The sequence below is a fragment of the Burkholderia sp. KCJ3K979 genome (genome assembly GCF_016759955.1).
Classification (GTDB): Bacteria; Pseudomonadota; Gammaproteobacteria; order Burkholderiales; family Burkholderiaceae; genus Burkholderia; species Burkholderia orbicola.
On record NZ_JACFYV010000052.1, the window covers coordinates 22316 to 38539 of the forward strand.

A 16224-nucleotide genomic window follows, 5' to 3' on the forward strand; every position below is an offset into this window, starting at 1 on the left:
TGATGCATTTTCTTCAATGCATCACGAAAAATTCACGACGCCTGGTCGAGTTCGAATACCTTGTGCAGCGCGCGGACGGCCAGCTCCATGTATTTCTCGTCGATCAGCACCGAAATCTTGATTTCGGACGTCGAGATCATCTGGATGTTGATGCCCTCTTCCGACAGCGTACGGAACATCTTGCTCGCGACGCCCACGTGCGAACGCATGCCGACGCCGACGACCGACACCTTCGACACCTTCGGGTCGCCCTGCACGCGCTCGGCGCTCACATGGCCCTGCACCTGGTTGGTGAGGATGTCCATCGCCTTCTGGTAGTCGCCGCGGCCGACCGTGAACGTGAAGTCGGTCTTGCCTTCGACGCTCTGGTTCTGGATGATCATGTCGACGTCGACGTTCGCATCGGCCACCGGGCCGAGGATCTGATATGCGATGCCCGGCTTGTCGGGCACGCCCATCACAGCAATGCGTGCTTCGTCGCGCTGGAACGCGATGCCGGAAATGACTGCCTTTTCCATGGTCTCGTCTTCTTCAAAAGTAATCAGGGTGCCCGAGCGCATTTCTTCGTCGAGCGCAATCAGCGGATCGGTCAGGCTCGACAGCACACGCGTCTTCACCTGGTATTTGCCGGCGAATTCGACCGAGCGGATCTGCAGGACCTTCGAGCCGAGGCTGGCCATTTCCAGCATCTCCTCGAACGTCACGCGGTCGAGGCGGCGCGCCTCTTCGACGACCCGCGGATCGGTCGTGTAGACGCCGTCGACGTCGGTATAGATCAGGCACTCTTCGGCACCCAGCGCAGCCGCCACCGCCACCGCCGACGTGTCCGAGCCGCCGCGGCCCAGCGTCGTGATGTGGCCGTCCGGATCGACGCCCTGGAAGCCCGTGATGATCACGACCTTGCCTGCGTTCAGATCGTCCTTCACGCGCTCGTCGTCGATCGAGTGAATGCGTGCTTTCGTAAACGCGCTGTCCGTCTTGATCGGCACTTGCCAGCCGGCATAGCTCACGGCCTCGACGCCGATTTCCTGCAGCGCGATCGACAGCAGGCCGACGCTGACCTGCTCGCCGGTCGACGCGATCATGTCGAGCTCACGCGGGCTCGGCTGGCTCGAAATCTCTTTCGCGAGACCGAGCAGACGGTTGGTTTCGCCGGACATCGCCGAAGGCACGACCACCATCTGGTGCCCGGCCTGATGCCATTTTGCGACGCGTTTCGCGACGTTCTTGATGCGCTCGACCGAGCCCATCGAAGTGCCGCCGTATTTGTGTACGATGAGTGCCATTGTCGTTCTGAACTGGAGGAGAAACCGCACGGGCGCGCTGGGCAGGCCGCGTAGCCGTTCGGTCACGCGGCTTGTGGCTGTGGACGGACGACGAGGGGGACGGCTGGGACGCAACACGCAAGCGTGGCGGATTTTGCCCGGAAGGCCGATCAGGCCGCGCAAACCGGGTACGTCACGCGGAAAACCTGCACAAAACGCTCAAAAATCGAGCCGAGCAAACGACCGAGCGTACCCGATAGAAGCCCGCTTGACAAGCCGCGCGCCGTGTCGGCGGCCGTTCCGGCGCTGTTTACCAAATGGTGAAAATCGGCCCGCCATCGCGCGTTCGACCGCCTGCCGCTGCTAGGCGATCAGCAAATCGGGGCGCCATTCGATCCGGCGCCATGCCGCATCCCCGGGCGCCGCGTCGGCCGGCTCGCCGATGTCGCGATTGACGCCCAGCCGCGGCACGTAGATCAGCCGGTCACCCGCGAACAGCAGCGGCACGTCGCGTTGCCAGGCCGGCACCCCGCGCTCCTGGAACAGGTTCTTCAGCGTCCGGCCCGGCCCGCCCGGCGACGTGCGCATCCGTTCGCCGCCGGCACGGGCGCGCGCCGCCAGCCGGGTACCGCGCAGCAGCGCCTCGGGCACCGCGTCGGCGCTGCCCGCGTCGGCGGGCGCGAACACGAACGTGCCGCGCCATCCCGGCAGATGCCACACCTCCTCCCCGTCCCACGCGAGTGCCGCCTCCGGCTGCGGCGTCCCCGTGCCGTCGTCGGCCGGCTCGCTGCTGTCGCCCGCCTCCCAGTACACGACATCGCGATAGAGCCGCAGGCACTGCCCCGCGTGATCCACACGCAGCGCATGCGCGTCGTGCGCCGCGCGCAGTTGCCGCATCATGTTGGCCAGACGGGTAGCCGACGCGCCCGGCAAACCGAGCCGGCGCATCCAGAAGCGCAGCAGGTTCGCGCCGCGCGTGTCGTCGAATCCTGCCAGCGCGTCGCGCGACAACGCGTGACCGTCATCGCGCGCGGCGACGGCGAAATCGAGCTCGGCCAGATCGTCGAGCAGCCGCTGAGCGGCCGCCGCATGCTGGGCCGCGCGGCCGAGCGCGTCGCGAAAGCCCGGGAAATGCACGGCCAGCGCCGGCAGCACGTCGACGCGCAGCGCATTGCGCGCATAGCGCGTGTCGCCGTTCGATTCGTCGTCGATCCACGCGAGCGCGTGCTGCTCCGCATAGCGCTCGAGTTGTGCGCGCAACAGTCGCAGCAACGGACGTACACGCTCGATGCTCACGCCGTCCGGGCGATAACGCGGCGCCATCGCGGCGAGCCCCGCGATTCCCGCGCCGCGCAACAGTTGCAGCAGCACCGTCTCCGCCTGGTCGTCCGCATGTTGCGCGAGCCACAGCGCCGCCACGCCATGGCGTTCGCCCATCTCGTCGAGCGCCGCGTAGCGACGCTCGCGCGCGGTCGCCTCGATCCCGAGCCCGCTGTCGCGCGGCACGTCGACGCGCATCGATTCGAATGCGACACCGAGCCGCGCCGCTTGCCCTTCGGCATGCGCGACCCATGCGTCGGCGTTCGCGCTCAGGCCGTGATGCACGTGCAGCGCGACGCAGCGCGATGCGCCCGCGACGCGCACGGCCGCATCGAGCAGCACGGTCGAATCGAGGCCGCCGCTGTAGGCGATCGCGATGCGCGCGTCCGGCGGCAGACCAGAAAGCGCAACGCCGACCGCGTCGAGGACGACGCGGTCGGCGGAGAATTCGGTGGGTGGGATCACGAGCGAGACGCGCGTGCAGCGGCACGCGCCTTGAATACACGGCCGGTCATGCGCCGGGCGTGGTTTCCTTGAACTTGCCGTAGGCCATCAGGCGCTCGAAGCGGCGCTCGCGCAGCGCATCGATGCTCATGCCCTGGAACTGGCGCAGCGAATCGGCCAGCGCACGGCGCAGCAGCGCGGCCATGCCCTTTGGATCGCGATGCGCGCCGCCGAGCGGCTCGTTGATGATCTTGTCGATCAGGCCGAGCGCCTTCAGGCGGTGCGCGGTCAGGCCCAGCGCTTCCGCGGCTTCCGGCGCCTTCGCTGCGCTCTTCCACAGGATCGACGCGCAGCCTTCCGGCGAGATCACCGAGTAGGTCGAGAACTGCAGCATCATCACGGTGTCGGCCACGGCGATCGCCAGCGCACCGCCCGAACCGCCCTCGCCGATCACCGTCGTGATGATCGGCGTCTTCAGCTCGGCCATCACGTACAGGTTGCGACCGATCGCCTCCGACTGGCCGCGCTCTTCCGCGCCGATGCCCGGGTACGCGCCCGGCGTGTCGACGAACGTGAAGATCGGCAGCCCGAACTTCTCGGCGAGACGCATCAGGCGTTCGGCCTTGCGATAGCCTTCCGGACGCGGCATCCCGAAGTTGCGCGCGGCGCGCTCCTTCGTGTCGCGGCCCTTCTGGTGACCGATCACCATGCACGGATGGCCGCCGAAGCGCGCGAGACCACCGACGATCGACAGGTCGTCCGCGAACGCGCGGTCGCCATGCAGCTCGTGAAAATCGGTAAACAGTTCCGCGACGTAGTCGAGCGTGTACGGCCGCTGCGGGTGCCGCGCGATCTGCGAAACCTGCCACGGCGACAGGTTCGCGTAGAGGTCTTTCGTCAGTTGCTGGCTTTTCTTCGACAGCCGCTCGATTTCTTCCGAAATATCGACAGCCGAGTCGTCCTGCACGAATCGCAGCTCTTCGATCTTGGCCTCGAGTTCGGCGATCGGCTGTTCGAAATCCAGAAACGTGGTCTTCATGTGTTCGAATCCTTGGGTCTTGCGGCAGCGCGTATTCTACCCGCGCGGGCGACGCTCAAAACCGGCTCTCAACTATTGATGTTTAAAACCCGATAGCCGACGCTCAGGCGTCGGCGTCGGGCGCATCGAGGCTGCGCCACATGTACCAGGTCGCGACGGTGCGCCACGGCTCCCAGTTGGCCGCGACCTCGCGCGCCTCGCTGCGCGTGACGGGTTCGCCGCTGAAGTAATTGACGCTGATCGCACGGATCAGGCCCGGGTCGTCGAGCGGCAGCACGTCCGGCCGCGACAGGTTGAAGATCAGGAACATCTCGGCCGTCCAGCGGCTGATGCCGCGGATCTGCGTGAGTTCCGCGATCACGTCCTCGTCGTCCATCGACGTCCATTTGTCGACGTGCAGCGCCCCCGACACGAAATGCTGCGCGAGATCGAGGATGTATTCCGTCTTGCGTTTCGACAACCCGCACGCGATCAGCTTGTCCGCGCCGAGCCGGATCACCGGTTGCGGCGCGAGTTTCGGACAGGCGTCCTCGATGCGCGCCCACAGCGACTGGGCGGACGGCACCGAAATCTGCTGGCCGACGACCGAGCGCGCGAGCGTGACGAACGGGTCGCCGCGCTTCACCAGATGCGCGGGGCCGAACTTCGGAATCAGTTTCTTCAGAATCCGGTCGCGCTTGACGAGGTCCGCGCACGCCTTGTCCCAATAGGCGGGACGCACGACGCCCTCCTCGCCGTCCGCTTCGGACGCACGTATCTTGCGGGCCGCGTCGGCGGCCGGCTGCGCGGCCGCCGGCTGCGCATGACCGTTCAGCGCGCCGTTCGGCACGGCGCGCGTCGCGTCCGCCTTCGCCGCCGGTACGCGCTTGGCTGCCGGACGCGCGGCGACCGGGGTCGCACGCCTGACCGGCGCTTTTCTGGCCGTTGCCATCTTGCCTCCTACCTGACGGATCGGTCAGTGGAACGCGCTGCGCTCATACGCGACGCCATTCGGTCGATCCGCCCGGTTTGTCTTCAAGTGCGATGCCGGCTTCGAGCAATTCCGCCCGGATCCGGTCCGCTTCGGCATAGTCCTTCGCTTGCTTCGCCGCGACGCGCGCGGCGATCTGCGCTTCGATCTCGTCGGCCGCGAGCCCGCCCGCCTGCGCGGCGCCGGACGCCTGCTGCAGGAACGCGCGCGGTTCGCGGCCCAGCAGGCCGAGCAGGCCCGCCAGCTGTTTCAGTTGCCGTGCGAGCGAGGCGTCGCGCGTGCGGTTGACTTCACCCGCCAGCTCGAACAGCGTCGCCACCGCGACCGGCGTGTTGAAATCGTCGTTCATCGCCGCCGCGAAACGTTGCGCGTGCGGCTCGTTCCAGTCGAGCGCGAGCGTGTCGGGCTCGACGTCCTTCAGCGCGGTGTACAGACGCGTGAGCGACGCGCGCGCATCGTCGAGATGCACGTCGCTGTAATTGAGCGGCGAACGGTAGTGCGTGCGCACGATGAAGAAGCGCACGACTTCCGCGTCGTAACGCTCGAGCACCTCGCGGATCGTGAAGAAGTTGCCGAGCGATTTCGACATCTTCTCGTTGTCGACCTGCACAAAGCCGTTGTGCATCCAGTAGTTGACGAACGTCTCGCCGGTCGCGCCTTCGCTCTGCGCGATCTCGTTCTCGTGGTGCGGGAATTGCAGGTCCTGCCCGCCGCCGTGGATGTCGAAATGATTGCCGAGCAGCGAGCAGCCCATCGCCGAGCACTCGATGTGCCAGCCCGGGCGGCCCATCCCGTACTTCGACGCCCACGACGCGCCTTCCGGCTCGTCCGCCTTCGCGCGCTTCCACAGCACGAAGTCGAGCGGATCCTGCTTCGCATCGTTCGCGGCGACGCGCTCGCCCGCGCGGAGATCGTCGAGCGATTTGCCCGACAGCTTCCCGTAGTCTGCGAACTTGCGCACCGAGTAATTGACGTCGCCGTCGGCCGCCTGATACGCGTAGCCGTTCGTCTCGAGCGTCTCGATCATGCCGAGCATCTGCGGGATGAACTGCGTCGCGCGCGGCTCGACGTCGGGCCGCTGGATGCCGAGCGCGGTTTCATCCTCGTGCATCGCGCCGATGAAGCGGTCGGTCAGCGACTTGATCGTCTCGCCGTTCTCGACCGCGCGGCGGATGATCTTGTCGTCGATGTCGGTGATGTTGCGCACGTACGTGACCCGATAGCCGATCGCACGCAGCCAGCGCTGGACGAGGTCGAACACGACCAGCATGCGCGCGTGGCCCACGTGACAATAGTCGTAGACGGTGATCCCGCATACGTACATCCGCACTTCGCCGGGCTGGCGCGGCACGAAAACTTGCTTGTCACGCGCGAGCGTGTTGTAGATGCGCAGTGATTCCATAGAGATGAACCGTGAGCCGAAGGAAACCGCCCTGGCGAAGCTCGCCCAGCATGTGAAACGGACGGACCATCTGCTGCGGCGCCAGGCCGCGCGTCCTCGATATCACATGGGGCGGTCAGGCTGCAAGCACAGCGGTGACGGCCACGAGAGGCTAAGAAAGACTGTCTGCCGCTCGCCGGAACGCGCAGACGTTTTGTTAGAATGGCTCGGAGTATAACATTCCGATTTACGCCTATGAAACCTCATCGCGGCCGCGCGCCGAGCGCTGCGACCCTCGTTGCGACCACCGTCATGGGCGTCGCGCTGACGCTTTTCGCGGCTCCCGCGGCGCATGCGCAAAAGGCCCCGGCGGTCGCCGACGGCACTCCCGAAATCGACGCGTCGATCGCCGGCAAGCAGTGGCAGCAGGCGCTCGCGCAGCTCGACGCGCGCATCGCGTCGAACCCGCACGACGTGCAGGCGCAGTTCAAGCGCGGCACCGTGCTGGCCCGCCTGAACCGCGACGACGACGCGATCCAGCAGTTCGTCGCGATCACGCAGGCGTACCCCGAACTGCCCGAGCCGTACAACAACCTCGCGGCGCTCTACGCGAAGCACGGCCGCTATGACGAGGCGCGCACCGCGCTCGTCACCGCGACGCAATCGAACCCGGGCTACTCGCTCGCGTACGAGAACCTCGGCGATCTCTACCTGCGCCTCGCGGCCGAATCGTACAAGCGCGCGCAATCGCTCGGCCGCACGAGCGGCGCGACCGCGCAGCGCCTCGCCGATCTGCAGAAGATCGTGTCGCCGTCGAAAGCCGCGCCGAACGCCCGCGCGACGTCGCCGGCCACGCGCGACTACACCGACCGCGCCGCCGCGAACGTGAGCACCACCACGCTGCCGATGTCGCCGACGTTCCAGTTCAGCGGTCCGTCGGGCGCACTGGCGGCACCGTACGTCGCGCCGTCGAAATAAGCGGCGCGGCCTTCCTTCCCTCCCAACCTGAGGATCGCAATGAAACGTCTGTTGCTGGCGCTTGGCGGCGCCGCCCTTCTCGCGACCGCGCCCGCGTTCGCGCAAACGGCCACCGCGCACCCCGTCGTGCAGCTGAAGACCTCGCAGGGCGACATCCGCGTCGAGCTCTATCCGGAGAAGGCGCCGAAATCCGTCGCCAACTTCCTCGATTACGTGAAGGCCGGCCAGTACAACGGCACGATCTTCCATCGCGTGATCAAGGGCTTCATGATCCAGGGCGGCGGCTACAAGACCAACTTCGAGGAAAAGCCGACCCGCGCGCCGATCCCGCTGGAAAGCCGCAATGGTCTGAAGAACCTGACGGGCACGATCGCGATGGCGCGCACGAGCGATCCGAATTCGGCCACCGCGCAGTTCTTCATCAATACGGTCGACAACGGCGGCCTCGACTATCCGAACCCGGACGGCAACGGCTATGCAGTGTTCGGCAAGGTCGTGTCGGGCCTCGACGTCGTGAAGAAGATCGAAGGCGTGGCGACGACCTCGCGCGGCCCGATGCAGGACGTACCGGCGCAACCGGTCGTGATCGAATCGGCGAGCATCGTCTCGAAGTAAGCACCTGCCGGCACGTCCGGCGCCACACGCGGCCGCGTCGCACGACCGGCCGCGTGCCATTTAAACCGCCTCACCGAAGGAATTCATCATGGTTGAACTGCATACGAACCACGGCGTGATCAAGCTCGAACTCGACGCCGCGAAGGCACCGAAGACGGTCGAAAACTTCCTGAACTACGTGAAGAAGGGCCATTACGACGGCACCGTGTTCCATCGCGTGATCAACGGCTTCATGATCCAGGGCGGCGGCTTCGAGCCGGGCCTGAAGCAGAAGCCGACCGACGCGCCGATCGACAACGAAGCGAACAACGGCCTGAAGAACGACAACTACACGGTCGCGATGGCACGCACGAACGATCCGCACTCGGCGACCGCCCAGTTCTTCATCAACGTGAACGACAACGACTTCCTGAACCACTCGTCGCCGACGCCGCAGGGCTGGGGCTACGCAGTGTTCGGCAAGGTCGTCGAAGGCCAGGACGTGGTCGACAAGATCAAGGGCGTCAAGACGGGCAACGCGGGCTTCCATCAGGACGTGCCGACCGATGACGTCGTGATCGAAAAGGCCGTGGTGGTCTGACGCATAGTCGTTACGGAGGCACTTCGATGTTGCAGGAGAGTCCGCCGCGAAGCGTCTCCGCGGGCGTGCCGGGCGAGCGCGAGTACGCGCAAGCCGCACGCCCGTTCCTGTTTCTCTCCGATCTGCACCTGAGCGAGGCGATTCCGAAGACGGTCGCCGCGTTCGAGCATTTCGTGAAATACACCGCCGACAGCGCCGACTCGGTGTTCATCCTCGGCGACCTGTTCGAATACTGGATCGGCGACGACATCCTCGACGACGATCCGTTCGCCGCGCGCATGGCCGCGCTGATGCACACGTTCTCGGAGCGCGGCATCGCGCTCTACGTGATGCACGGCAACCGTGATTTCCTGCTCGGCCGGCGCTTCATGAAGGCGGCCGGCGCGATGCTGCTGCCCGACCCTTCGCTGATCATGGCGTTCGGCCAGCGCATCGTGCTCGCGCACGGCGACGCGCAATGCACGGCCGACCGCGGCTACCAGGTGTTCCGGCGCTTCGCGCGCAATCGCGTCGCGCAATGGCTGTTTCTCGCGTGGCCGTTCCGCTGGCGCCGCGCGCTCGCGCAGCGCATGCGCTCGAACAGTGAAGCGGGCCGGATGCGCCCGGCTTCGGCCATCTACGACGTCACGCGGGATGGCGTGGCCGCGCTGTTCCGGAAAAGCCGCGCGAGCGTGATCATTCACGGCCACACGCACCGCCCCGCGCGCCACGCGGAGCCGGGCGGAATCCGCTGGGTGCTGCCCGACTGGGATCTCGATCACGGCACGCCGCGCGGCGGCTACCTGCGCGTCGACGCGGAAGGCATCCACGCGATGCCGCTCGACTGACGCCGGCGCTGCCGTCGCACTGACCGACAGCGATCAGCGCCCATCGCGTGGGTTACGTCTGGCGTTCGACCGTCTTGCCTTCCAGCACCGCCGACAGCCTGCGCAGGTCGAGGCGCGCCGCGTCGGCGCCCTGCAGCGTTTCCAGATGCGTGCCGAGCCGCTCGAGTGCCGCGACGATCTCGTCGACGCGGCGGCTTTCCTTCGCCGCGTGATCGATCAGTCCGTGGATCGCGAGCGACATCGGATCGTCGGCGTTCGGCGTGATCCCGTATGCGCTGAATGCCGCGCGCTCGGTCTGCGGCTTCGGCTGCGCGGGCATCACGATGCGCGCCGGGTTGCCGACCGCCGTGCCGCCCGCCGGCACCGGCTTGACGACCACCGCGTTCGAACCGATCTTCGCGCCCGCGCCGACCGTGAAACCGCCGAGCACCTTCGCGCCGGCGCCGACGATCACGCCGGCCTCGAGCGTCGGGTGGCGCTTCGCGCCGCGCGTGAGCGACGTGCCGCCCAGCGTCACGCCCTGATAGATGGTGCAGTCGTCGCCGATGATCGCCGTCTCGCCGATCACGACGCCCATGCCGTGATCGATGAACACGCGCCGGCCGATCGTCGCGCCGGGGTGGATCTCGATGCCAGTCAGGAACCGGCCGGCCTGCGACACGAACCGCGCGAGCCAGTAGCGCTTCGCGCGCCAGCATGCGTGCGCGAAACGGTGCAGCACGAGCGCATGCAGCCCCGGATAACAGGTCAGCACTTCCCACGCACTGCGAGCGGCGGGATCCCGCTCGCGAATCGTTGCGACGTCTTCGCGCAGTCTCGTGAACATGATGTGATCTGGGAAAAGGCCGGCGCGCATCGCCGGCAATGCCGGCCGTTATCGCGCCGGGTAATTTACTTATGACGTCCGGCGATTGTAGGGCCAGTCGTGCCCGGCCGCACGCGGCCGCGCGTTCACCCCGCCGTCGGCGCGGGTATTCGGCCGGAACGCTTGCTACGCCGGGGTTTCCGGGGCCGATCGGTCGGGAGAAACAGCAGGTTCGACGCGTGCGGTCGGTCGACACATGGCCCGGCCGAATGCACGCCGCATCGAGCGAACTCCCCCGCCCCGGCAATCGGAGCGCCGGCCGCTTACGCGTCGCCGCCCGGCTTGCCCGACTTCAGCAGGATGTGCTTCGCGATGCCGCGCAGGATGTTGACCTCCTCGCGCTCGAGGCCCGTGCGCGCGAACAGGCGCCGCAGCCGCGGCATCAGTTTCTTCGGATTGCGCGGATCGAGAAAGTCGAGCGCGATCAACGCGTTCTCGAGGTGCACGTACATCCGCTCGATCTCGTCGCTTTGCGCGAGCGTACCGGCTTCGCCCTGCGGCTGCGCCGACGGCTCGCTCGCCTGCTCGAGAAACGCGACGCGCAACTCGTATGCGAGCACCTGCACGGCCTGCGCGAGATTCAGCGAACTGTAGGCCGGATTGGCCGGAATGTGCGCGAGCGCGCTGCACTGCTCGACATGCTCGTTCGCGAGACCGGTGCGCTCGTTGCCGAACACGAGCGCGATGTCGCCCGTGCCGACCTGCGCGCTCGCCTGTGCGGCAGCCGCGCGCGGCGCGAGGCGCGGCGGCCCGTATTCGCGCGTGCGCGCGGTCAGCGCGATCGACCAGTGCACGCCGGACAGCGCTTCGCCGAGCGTCGGCACGACATGCGCGGACGCGAGGACGTCGTCCGCACCGCTGGCCATCGCGATCGCCTCGGGGTCGCTCTGCACGTGCGGCACGCGCGGCGCGACCAGCACGAGGCGAGAGAAGCCCATCGTCTTCAGCGCGCGAGCGGCCGCCCCGACGTTGCCGGGATGGCTCGGCTCGACGAGCACGAAGCGGGTGGACGTGAAGCCGCCGGACGGCGGCGGGGACGAGGCCGCGCCCGATTCGGACGGCGCGGCGGTGTTCTGCGGAGTTTCCACTACGATACGACTCGGTTCATCAGAATGGCCGTATGGTATCGCCATCGCCCCGGCAAACCCACTCGTCCGGATGGCCAGTGGGGGTTTCCCCGCATGCCGGTCGCCTGAAACCGCCGAAAATCGGGTAAAATCATGCCTTTACGCGTTGCGCCCGGCGCAGCGCGGGTCGTACCCCGCTCTTTGTCAATTCGCGTCTCACCTCGCCCCGGCACGCTTGCGCCGTTCCGGGCGGTTGTCCCACTTCGTGGCGGCCCGTGCCGCCGGCTACAGGATCCAGGCTCATGCATCCCATGCTCAACATTGCTGTCAAGGCTGCGCGCCGCGCCGGACAGATCATCAATCGCGCGTCCCTCGATCTCGACCTGATCGAGATCCGCAAGAAGCAGCAGAACGACTTCGTCACCGAAGTGGACAAGGCCGCCGAAGACGCGATCATCGAGACGCTGAAGACCGCCTACCCCGACCACGCGATCCTCGCGGAGGAATCGGGCGAATCCGAGAACGAATCCGAGTTCAAGTGGATCATCGATCCGCTCGACGGCACGACCAACTTCATCCACGGCTTCCCGTACTACTGCGTCTCGATCGCGCTCGAGCACAAGAGCGTCGTCACGCAGGCCGTCGTCTACGATCCGAACAAGAACGACCTGTTCACGGCCACCCGCGGCCGCGGCGCGTACCTGAACGATCGCCGCATCCGCGTCGGCCGCCGCGACCGCCTGGCAGATGCACTCGTCGGCACGGGCTTCCCGTTCCGCGAGAAGGACGGCCTCGACGCCTACGCGCGCCTCTTCACCGAAATGACGCAGGCCTGCACGGGCCTGCGCCGCCCGGGCGCGGCGGCACTCGATCTCGCAAACGTCGCGGCCGGCCGCCTCGACGCGTTCTTCGAGCAAGGCATCAACGTGTGGGACATGGCGGCGGGCAGCCTGCTGATCACCGAGGCCGGCGGCCTCGTCGGCAACTACACGGGCGACGCCGATTTCCTGCATCGCCACGAGATCGTCGCCGCGAACCCGAAGATCTACGCGCAGATGATCCCGATCCTGAACCGCTACAGCCGCGTGCATCCGGCAGCGGAGTAAACCCGGGCCGCGCCCGCGTGGCGCGGCTTTCACGCAAACCGCTCGCGCGGCATCGTCACGATGGCGCACCGATCGCCCGACACGCGGGACAATTTTCCGTGCACACGGGTCGCTTCGTGCGCCTATCCTGAAGTTGCCCGAGTTGCCCGGACGAGTCGGCGTACTGCCGCCCGTATCGCTTGTCCCGCAACGACAGCGAAGGGTTTGCGTCCGGCATGCCCGCGCGGCGAACAACGCCGCCGCCGGGGTGCCGGCCCCGCCTGTATCAACACCGCCACGGCGCCGTGGCAATCGCATCCGAGTCCCCATGTTACGGCTAAGCGAAATTAAACTCCCCCTCGACCACCCCGAGAGCGCGCTCGAGGCCGCGATTCGCGCGCGCCTCGCGGAGCTCGGCGTGGCGCCAGACGAACTGCTCCGTTACACCGTGTTCCGCCGCGCGCACGACGCGCGCAAGCGTGCCGACATCAAGCTCACGTATATCGTCGATATCGAAGTCAAGGACGAAGCGGCCGCGCTCAAGCGCATCGCCGGCAAGCCGCATTGCGGCGTGACGCCCGACATGGCGTACCACTTCGTCACGAAGGCGCCCGAACACGCCGACTTCCTGCGCCCGGTCGTCATCGGCATGGGGCCGTGCGGACTGTTCGCGGGGCTGATCCTCGCGCAGATGGGGTTCCGTCCCATCATCCTCGAACGCGGCAAGGCCGTGCGCGAGCGCACCAAGGACACCTTCGGCCTGTGGCGCAAGAGCGTGCTCAATCCCGAATCCAACGTGCAGTTCGGCGAAGGCGGCGCGGGGACGTTTTCCGACGGCAAGCTGTACAGCCAGATCAAGGATCCGAACCACTATGGCCGCAAGGTGCTGGACGAATTCGTCAAGGCCGGCGCGCCCGAGGACATCCTGTATCTGAGCCGCCCGCACATCGGCACGTTCCGCCTCGTCAGCATGGTGGAAAAAATGCGCGCGTCGATCCACGAACTCGGCGGCGAAGTGCGCTTCGAAACCCGCGTCGACGACATCGAAATCGACCAGGGCAAGGTGCGCGCGCTCAAGCTGTCGAACGGCGAAACGCTGCGGTGCGACCGCGTGGTGCTGGCCGTGGGCCATAGCGCGCGCGACACGTTCCAGATGCTGCACGACCGCGGCGTCTATATCGAAGCGAAACCGTTCTCGCTCGGTTTCCGCATCGAGCATCCGCAGGGGCTGATCGATCGCAGCCGCTTCGGCAAGTTCGCGGGCCACAAGCAGCTCGGCGCGGCCGACTACAAGGTGGTCCACCACTGCAGCAACGGGCGCGCGGTCTACAGCTTCTGCATGTGCCCGGGCGGCACGGTGGTCGCCGCGACCTCGGAGCCGGGCCGCGTGGTCACCAACGGGATGAGCCAGTATTCCCGCGCGGAGCGCAACGCGAATGCGGGCATCGTCGTCGGCATCACGCCGGACGATTATCCGGGCGGCCCGCTCGCCGGCATCGCGTTCCAGCGCAAATGGGAAGAACGCGCGTTCGAGCTCGGCGGCGGTGACTACCGCGCGCCGGGCCAGCTGGTCGGCGATTTCATCGCGGGCCGGCCGTCGACGTCGCTGGGCTCGGTGGAGCCGTCGTACAAGCCCGGCGTGAATCCGACCGACCTCAGTACCGCACTGCCGGACTACGTGATCGAAGCGATCCGCGAAGCGCTGCCCGAGATCGACAAGAAGATCGCCGGCTTCGCGATGCACGACGCCGTGCTCACCGGCGTGGAGACGCGCACGTCGTCGCCGATCCGGATTCGACGCAAGGACGACTACCAGAGCATGAACATCGAAGGCCTGTATCCGGCCGGCGAAGGCGCGGGATATGCGGGCGGCATCTATTCGGCGGCGATCGACGGCATCGAAGTCGCGCAGGCGGTGGCGCTCAGTCTGACGTCGGGGCACGCGTCCTGACCTGCGGTGGCGGGTCGGGGCGCGCAGGTTCGTGACCCGAGCGCCGCCGGCCTGCCCCGCCGTGGCTTCATGGACGCTTCATTCGTGGCTCGACGCACGGAATTTCGTACCGCCCTTTCCGCGGCGGCAAGCGTACCCGATCAGGCCAAGCGAGCGCGACCCGCGCCACGATAGCGCGGGCGCTGCGTCATACGCGGATGCGATGCCTGGCGATATCCGAACCCTGGTTAGCCTTCCGAACGCTCCACGACCACCTCACTGATTTGCGGCACGGGGCGTATATCCGTGTAATTGGCGATGTCGGCCATGATCTCCTGCGCGTGCGGATCGCGGGCTGCCCGGAAAGCTTCGACGGAAGTGCAGACGAAGTCACACTTGGCGACGTAAACCGGGTCCGCGCCGGGAGCGCCGCCTGCGATACCCTTGTCCACCGTGTAGTACAGGCATGCCGCGCCGAGCCGCTGTTTCACCATTGGCATGTGCGTATCGCGGTAGTAAGCATGGTCGAAGCGCGCGCCTGCGGCGTACGGGTACATGACACTGACTTTGATCATCGAGGTTCTCCTGTTGCCGCACGGTAATCGAGGCGCCGTCGCCGGACAGACGACATCGAGGTCGCCGATACAGGCATGGCCAAGGTTGCTCCCGGACACGGCGAGCGCATTCTGCTGATTGTAAGTGAACCCGTCTTGCCAGTTTGGTGGCGCCGGATGCCCGACGCCGCGGGAGCGGCCCGGCGATCCCGGACGCTTCGTGGGTGGGCAGTCGGGCGAGTACATCCGCCAAATCGCGACGACCCGGCATCACCGGCCATCGGCCAAACGGCGAACTTCGCGCGTGGACGTCGAAGCCACTGGTAAACTCGGGCAACCCAAGCAACAACTTCATGCCTGACCTATGACCACGCTGTCGCCCGAAGCCTTCGCAGGCCATACTCCGATGATGCAGCAGTACCTGCGCATCAAGGCCGATCATCCGGACACGCTCGTCTTCTACCGGATGGGCGACTTCTACGAGCTGTTCTTCGAGGACGCGGAAAAAGCGGCACGCCTGCTCGACCTGACCCTCACGCAGCGCGGCGCGTCGGCCGGCACGCCGATCAAGATGGCCGGCGTCCCGCATCACGCGGTCGAGCAGTATCTGGCGAAGCTCGTGAAGATGGGCGAATCGGTCGCGATCTGCGAGCAGATCGGCGACCCCGCCACGTCGAAAGGCCCGGTCGAGCGCAAGGTCGTGCGTGTCGTCACGCCCGGCACGCTGACCGATGCCGCGCTGCTGTCCGACAAGAACGACGTCTACCTGCTCGCGATGTGTACCGGCCACAACAAGCGCGGCGTCGCGGTCAATATCGGCCTCGCATGGCTGAACCTCGCGAGCGGCGCATTGCGGCTCGCCGAAATCGAGCCCGATCAGCTTGCCGCCGCGCTCGAACGCATCCGGCCGGCCGAAATCCTGACGCCGGACGGCGCAACCGACGCCATTCCCGCCGGCGCGGGCGCAAGCAAGCGCGTGCCGGCCTGGCACTTCGACATCGCGTCGGGCATGCAGCGCCTGTGCGATCAGCTCGACGTCGCGAGCCTCGACGGCTTCGGCGCGCATTCGCTGACGAGCGCGTGCGGCGCGGCCGGCGCGCTGCTGCTCTATGCCGCGGCCACGCAAGGCCAGCAACTGCGGCACGTGCGCAGCCTGAAGGTGGAGAACGAAACCGAATACATCGGGCTCGACCCGGCCACGCGCCGCAACCTCGAATTGACCGAAACGCTGCGCGGCGACCGACGCGCGCGGCGGGTGATGCAGCCAGTGACGCAACAGGCGGCTGCCCATCGTCGTGCAGCAG

Annotated in this window: 14 protein-coding genes and 2 pseudogenes; 8 read left to right on the forward strand and 8 right to left on the reverse strand. The window is 67.0% G+C overall.

Going from position 1 to position 16224, the window contains the following annotated elements; all coding sequences use genetic code 11:
* Positions 1–32 precede the first annotated feature (32 nt).
* Positions 33–1286: an aspartate kinase gene (locus H3O04_RS14285; RefSeq protein WP_011549493.1), complete on the reverse strand. Its 1254-nt coding sequence runs from the start codon at positions 1284–1286 to the stop codon at positions 33–35.
* Here H3O04_RS14285 and H3O04_RS36780 point away from each other — a divergent pair.
* Positions 1269–1506: pseudogene (locus H3O04_RS36780) on the forward strand (hypothetical protein); the annotation flags it as partial. The gene H3O04_RS14285 and the pseudogene H3O04_RS36780 overlap by 18 nt on opposite strands.
* Before the next feature lie 122 nt (positions 1507–1628).
* Here H3O04_RS36780 and tilS read toward each other — a convergent pair.
* The 4 genes from tilS to cysS all read right to left on the reverse strand — a co-directional run bounded on the left by tilS (position 1629) and on the right by cysS (position 6440).
* Positions 1629–3050 carry a tRNA lysidine(34) synthetase TilS gene (gene tilS, locus H3O04_RS14290; protein ID WP_124477843.1) on the reverse strand — a complete coding sequence of 474 codons (1422 nt, stop codon included), beginning with the start codon at positions 3048–3050 and terminating at the stop codon, positions 1629–1631.
* Positions 3051–3096: 46 nt separating this feature from the next.
* Entirely contained in the window at positions 3097–4068 is a 972-nt protein-coding gene (locus tag H3O04_RS14295; RefSeq protein ID WP_006478433.1) for an acetyl-CoA carboxylase carboxyltransferase subunit alpha, read from the reverse strand.
* Positions 4069–4171: 103 nt separating this feature from the next.
* Entirely contained in the window at positions 4172–4999 is an 828-nt protein-coding gene (locus H3O04_RS14300; RefSeq protein WP_006478432.1) for a DNA-3-methyladenine glycosylase family protein, read from the reverse strand.
* Between the two features lie 43 nt (positions 5000–5042).
* Positions 5043–6440, reverse strand: a complete 1398-nt coding sequence (cysS, locus tag H3O04_RS14305; protein ID WP_006478431.1) for a cysteine--tRNA ligase — start codon at positions 6438–6440, stop codon at positions 5043–5045.
* Between the two features lie 234 nt (positions 6441–6674).
* Here cysS and H3O04_RS14310 point away from each other — a divergent pair, with 234 nt between their 5' ends.
* From H3O04_RS14310 to H3O04_RS14325, 4 genes are all read left to right on the forward strand, one after another.
* The gene (locus tag H3O04_RS14310) at positions 6675–7397 is read left to right on the forward strand and encodes a tetratricopeptide repeat protein (RefSeq protein ID WP_200161611.1); all 723 of its coding nucleotides are present in this window, start codon (positions 6675–6677) and stop codon (positions 7395–7397) included.
* 39 nt (positions 7398–7436) lie between these two features.
* Positions 7437–8012 carry a peptidylprolyl isomerase gene (locus tag H3O04_RS14315; RefSeq protein WP_006478429.1) on the forward strand — a complete coding sequence of 192 codons (576 nt, stop codon included), beginning with the start codon at positions 7437–7439 and terminating at the stop codon, positions 8010–8012.
* Between the two features lie 88 nt (positions 8013–8100).
* A complete protein-coding gene (locus tag H3O04_RS14320) occupies positions 8101–8592 on the forward strand; it encodes a peptidylprolyl isomerase (RefSeq protein WP_006478428.1) in 492 nt (163 codons plus the stop codon).
* 26 nt (positions 8593–8618) lie between these two features.
* Positions 8619–9419: a UDP-2,3-diacylglucosamine diphosphatase gene (locus H3O04_RS14325; protein WP_006478427.1), complete on the forward strand. Its 801-nt coding sequence runs from the start codon at positions 8619–8621 to the stop codon at positions 9417–9419.
* Positions 9420–9471: 52 nt separating this feature from the next.
* Here the strand turns inward: H3O04_RS14325 and cysE are convergent, their stop codons facing one another.
* Together cysE and H3O04_RS14335 are read right to left on the reverse strand one after the other, a co-directional pair.
* Positions 9472–10245, reverse strand: coding sequence for a serine O-acetyltransferase (cysE, locus tag H3O04_RS14330; protein WP_074802491.1), 774 nt, complete (start codon positions 10243–10245; stop codon positions 9472–9474).
* A gap of 302 nt (positions 10246–10547) precedes the next feature.
* Positions 10548–11372: an RNA methyltransferase gene (locus H3O04_RS14335; RefSeq protein ID WP_175780864.1), complete on the reverse strand. Its 825-nt coding sequence runs from the start codon at positions 11370–11372 to the stop codon at positions 10548–10550.
* A gap of 281 nt (positions 11373–11653) precedes the next feature.
* Between H3O04_RS14335 and H3O04_RS14340 the strand changes: the two genes are divergently transcribed.
* Together H3O04_RS14340 and H3O04_RS14345 are read left to right on the forward strand one after the other, a co-directional pair.
* The gene (locus H3O04_RS14340; RefSeq protein ID WP_202587912.1) at positions 11654–12457 is read left to right on the forward strand and encodes an inositol monophosphatase family protein; all 804 of its coding nucleotides are present in this window, start codon (positions 11654–11656) and stop codon (positions 12455–12457) included.
* A 307-nt stretch (positions 12458–12764) separates the two neighbouring features.
* On the forward strand, positions 12765–14387 hold the full coding sequence (locus H3O04_RS14345; protein ID WP_023475924.1) for an NAD(P)/FAD-dependent oxidoreductase: 1623 nt from the start codon (positions 12765–12767) through the stop codon (positions 14385–14387).
* A gap of 227 nt (positions 14388–14614) precedes the next feature.
* Here the strand turns inward: H3O04_RS14345 and H3O04_RS14350 are convergent, their stop codons facing one another.
* Positions 14615–14941: an EthD family reductase gene (locus tag H3O04_RS14350; RefSeq protein WP_202587913.1), complete on the reverse strand. Its 327-nt coding sequence runs from the start codon at positions 14939–14941 to the stop codon at positions 14615–14617.
* Positions 14942–15284: 343 nt separating this feature from the next.
* Between H3O04_RS14350 and H3O04_RS14355 the strand changes: the two are divergent.
* A pseudogene (locus H3O04_RS14355) lies at positions 15285–16224 on the forward strand (DNA mismatch repair protein MutS); the annotation flags it as partial.

Excerpts from the sequence above, each read along its gene's own strand:
- H3O04_RS14285 (WP_011549493.1), bottom strand. The coding sequence starts at position 1,286 with ATGGCACTCATCGTACACAAATACGGCGGCACTTCGATGGGCTCGGTC.
- H3O04_RS14295 (WP_006478433.1), bottom strand. The coding sequence starts at position 4,068 with ATGAAGACCACGTTTCTGGATTTCGAACAGCCGATCGCCGAACTCGAG.
- H3O04_RS14300 (WP_006478432.1), bottom strand. The coding sequence starts at position 4,999 with ATGGCAACGGCCAGAAAAGCGCCGGTCAGGCGTGCGACCCCGGTCGCC.
- cysS (WP_006478431.1), bottom strand. The coding sequence starts at position 6,440 with ATGGAATCACTGCGCATCTACAACACGCTCGCGCGTGACAAGCAAGTT.
- H3O04_RS14310 (WP_200161611.1), top strand. The coding sequence starts at position 6,675 with ATGAAACCTCATCGCGGCCGCGCGCCGAGCGCTGCGACCCTCGTTGCG.
- H3O04_RS14315 (WP_006478429.1), top strand. The coding sequence starts at position 7,437 with ATGAAACGTCTGTTGCTGGCGCTTGGCGGCGCCGCCCTTCTCGCGACC.
- H3O04_RS14320 (WP_006478428.1), top strand. The coding sequence starts at position 8,101 with ATGGTTGAACTGCATACGAACCACGGCGTGATCAAGCTCGAACTCGAC.
- H3O04_RS14325 (WP_006478427.1), top strand. The coding sequence starts at position 8,619 with ATGTTGCAGGAGAGTCCGCCGCGAAGCGTCTCCGCGGGCGTGCCGGGC.
- cysE (WP_074802491.1), bottom strand. The coding sequence starts at position 10,245 with ATGTTCACGAGACTGCGCGAAGACGTCGCAACGATTCGCGAGCGGGAT.
- H3O04_RS14340 (WP_202587912.1), top strand. The coding sequence starts at position 11,654 with ATGCATCCCATGCTCAACATTGCTGTCAAGGCTGCGCGCCGCGCCGGA.
- H3O04_RS14345 (WP_023475924.1), top strand. The coding sequence starts at position 12,765 with ATGTTACGGCTAAGCGAAATTAAACTCCCCCTCGACCACCCCGAGAGC.
- H3O04_RS14350 (WP_202587913.1), bottom strand. The coding sequence starts at position 14,941 with ATGATCAAAGTCAGTGTCATGTACCCGTACGCCGCAGGCGCGCGCTTC.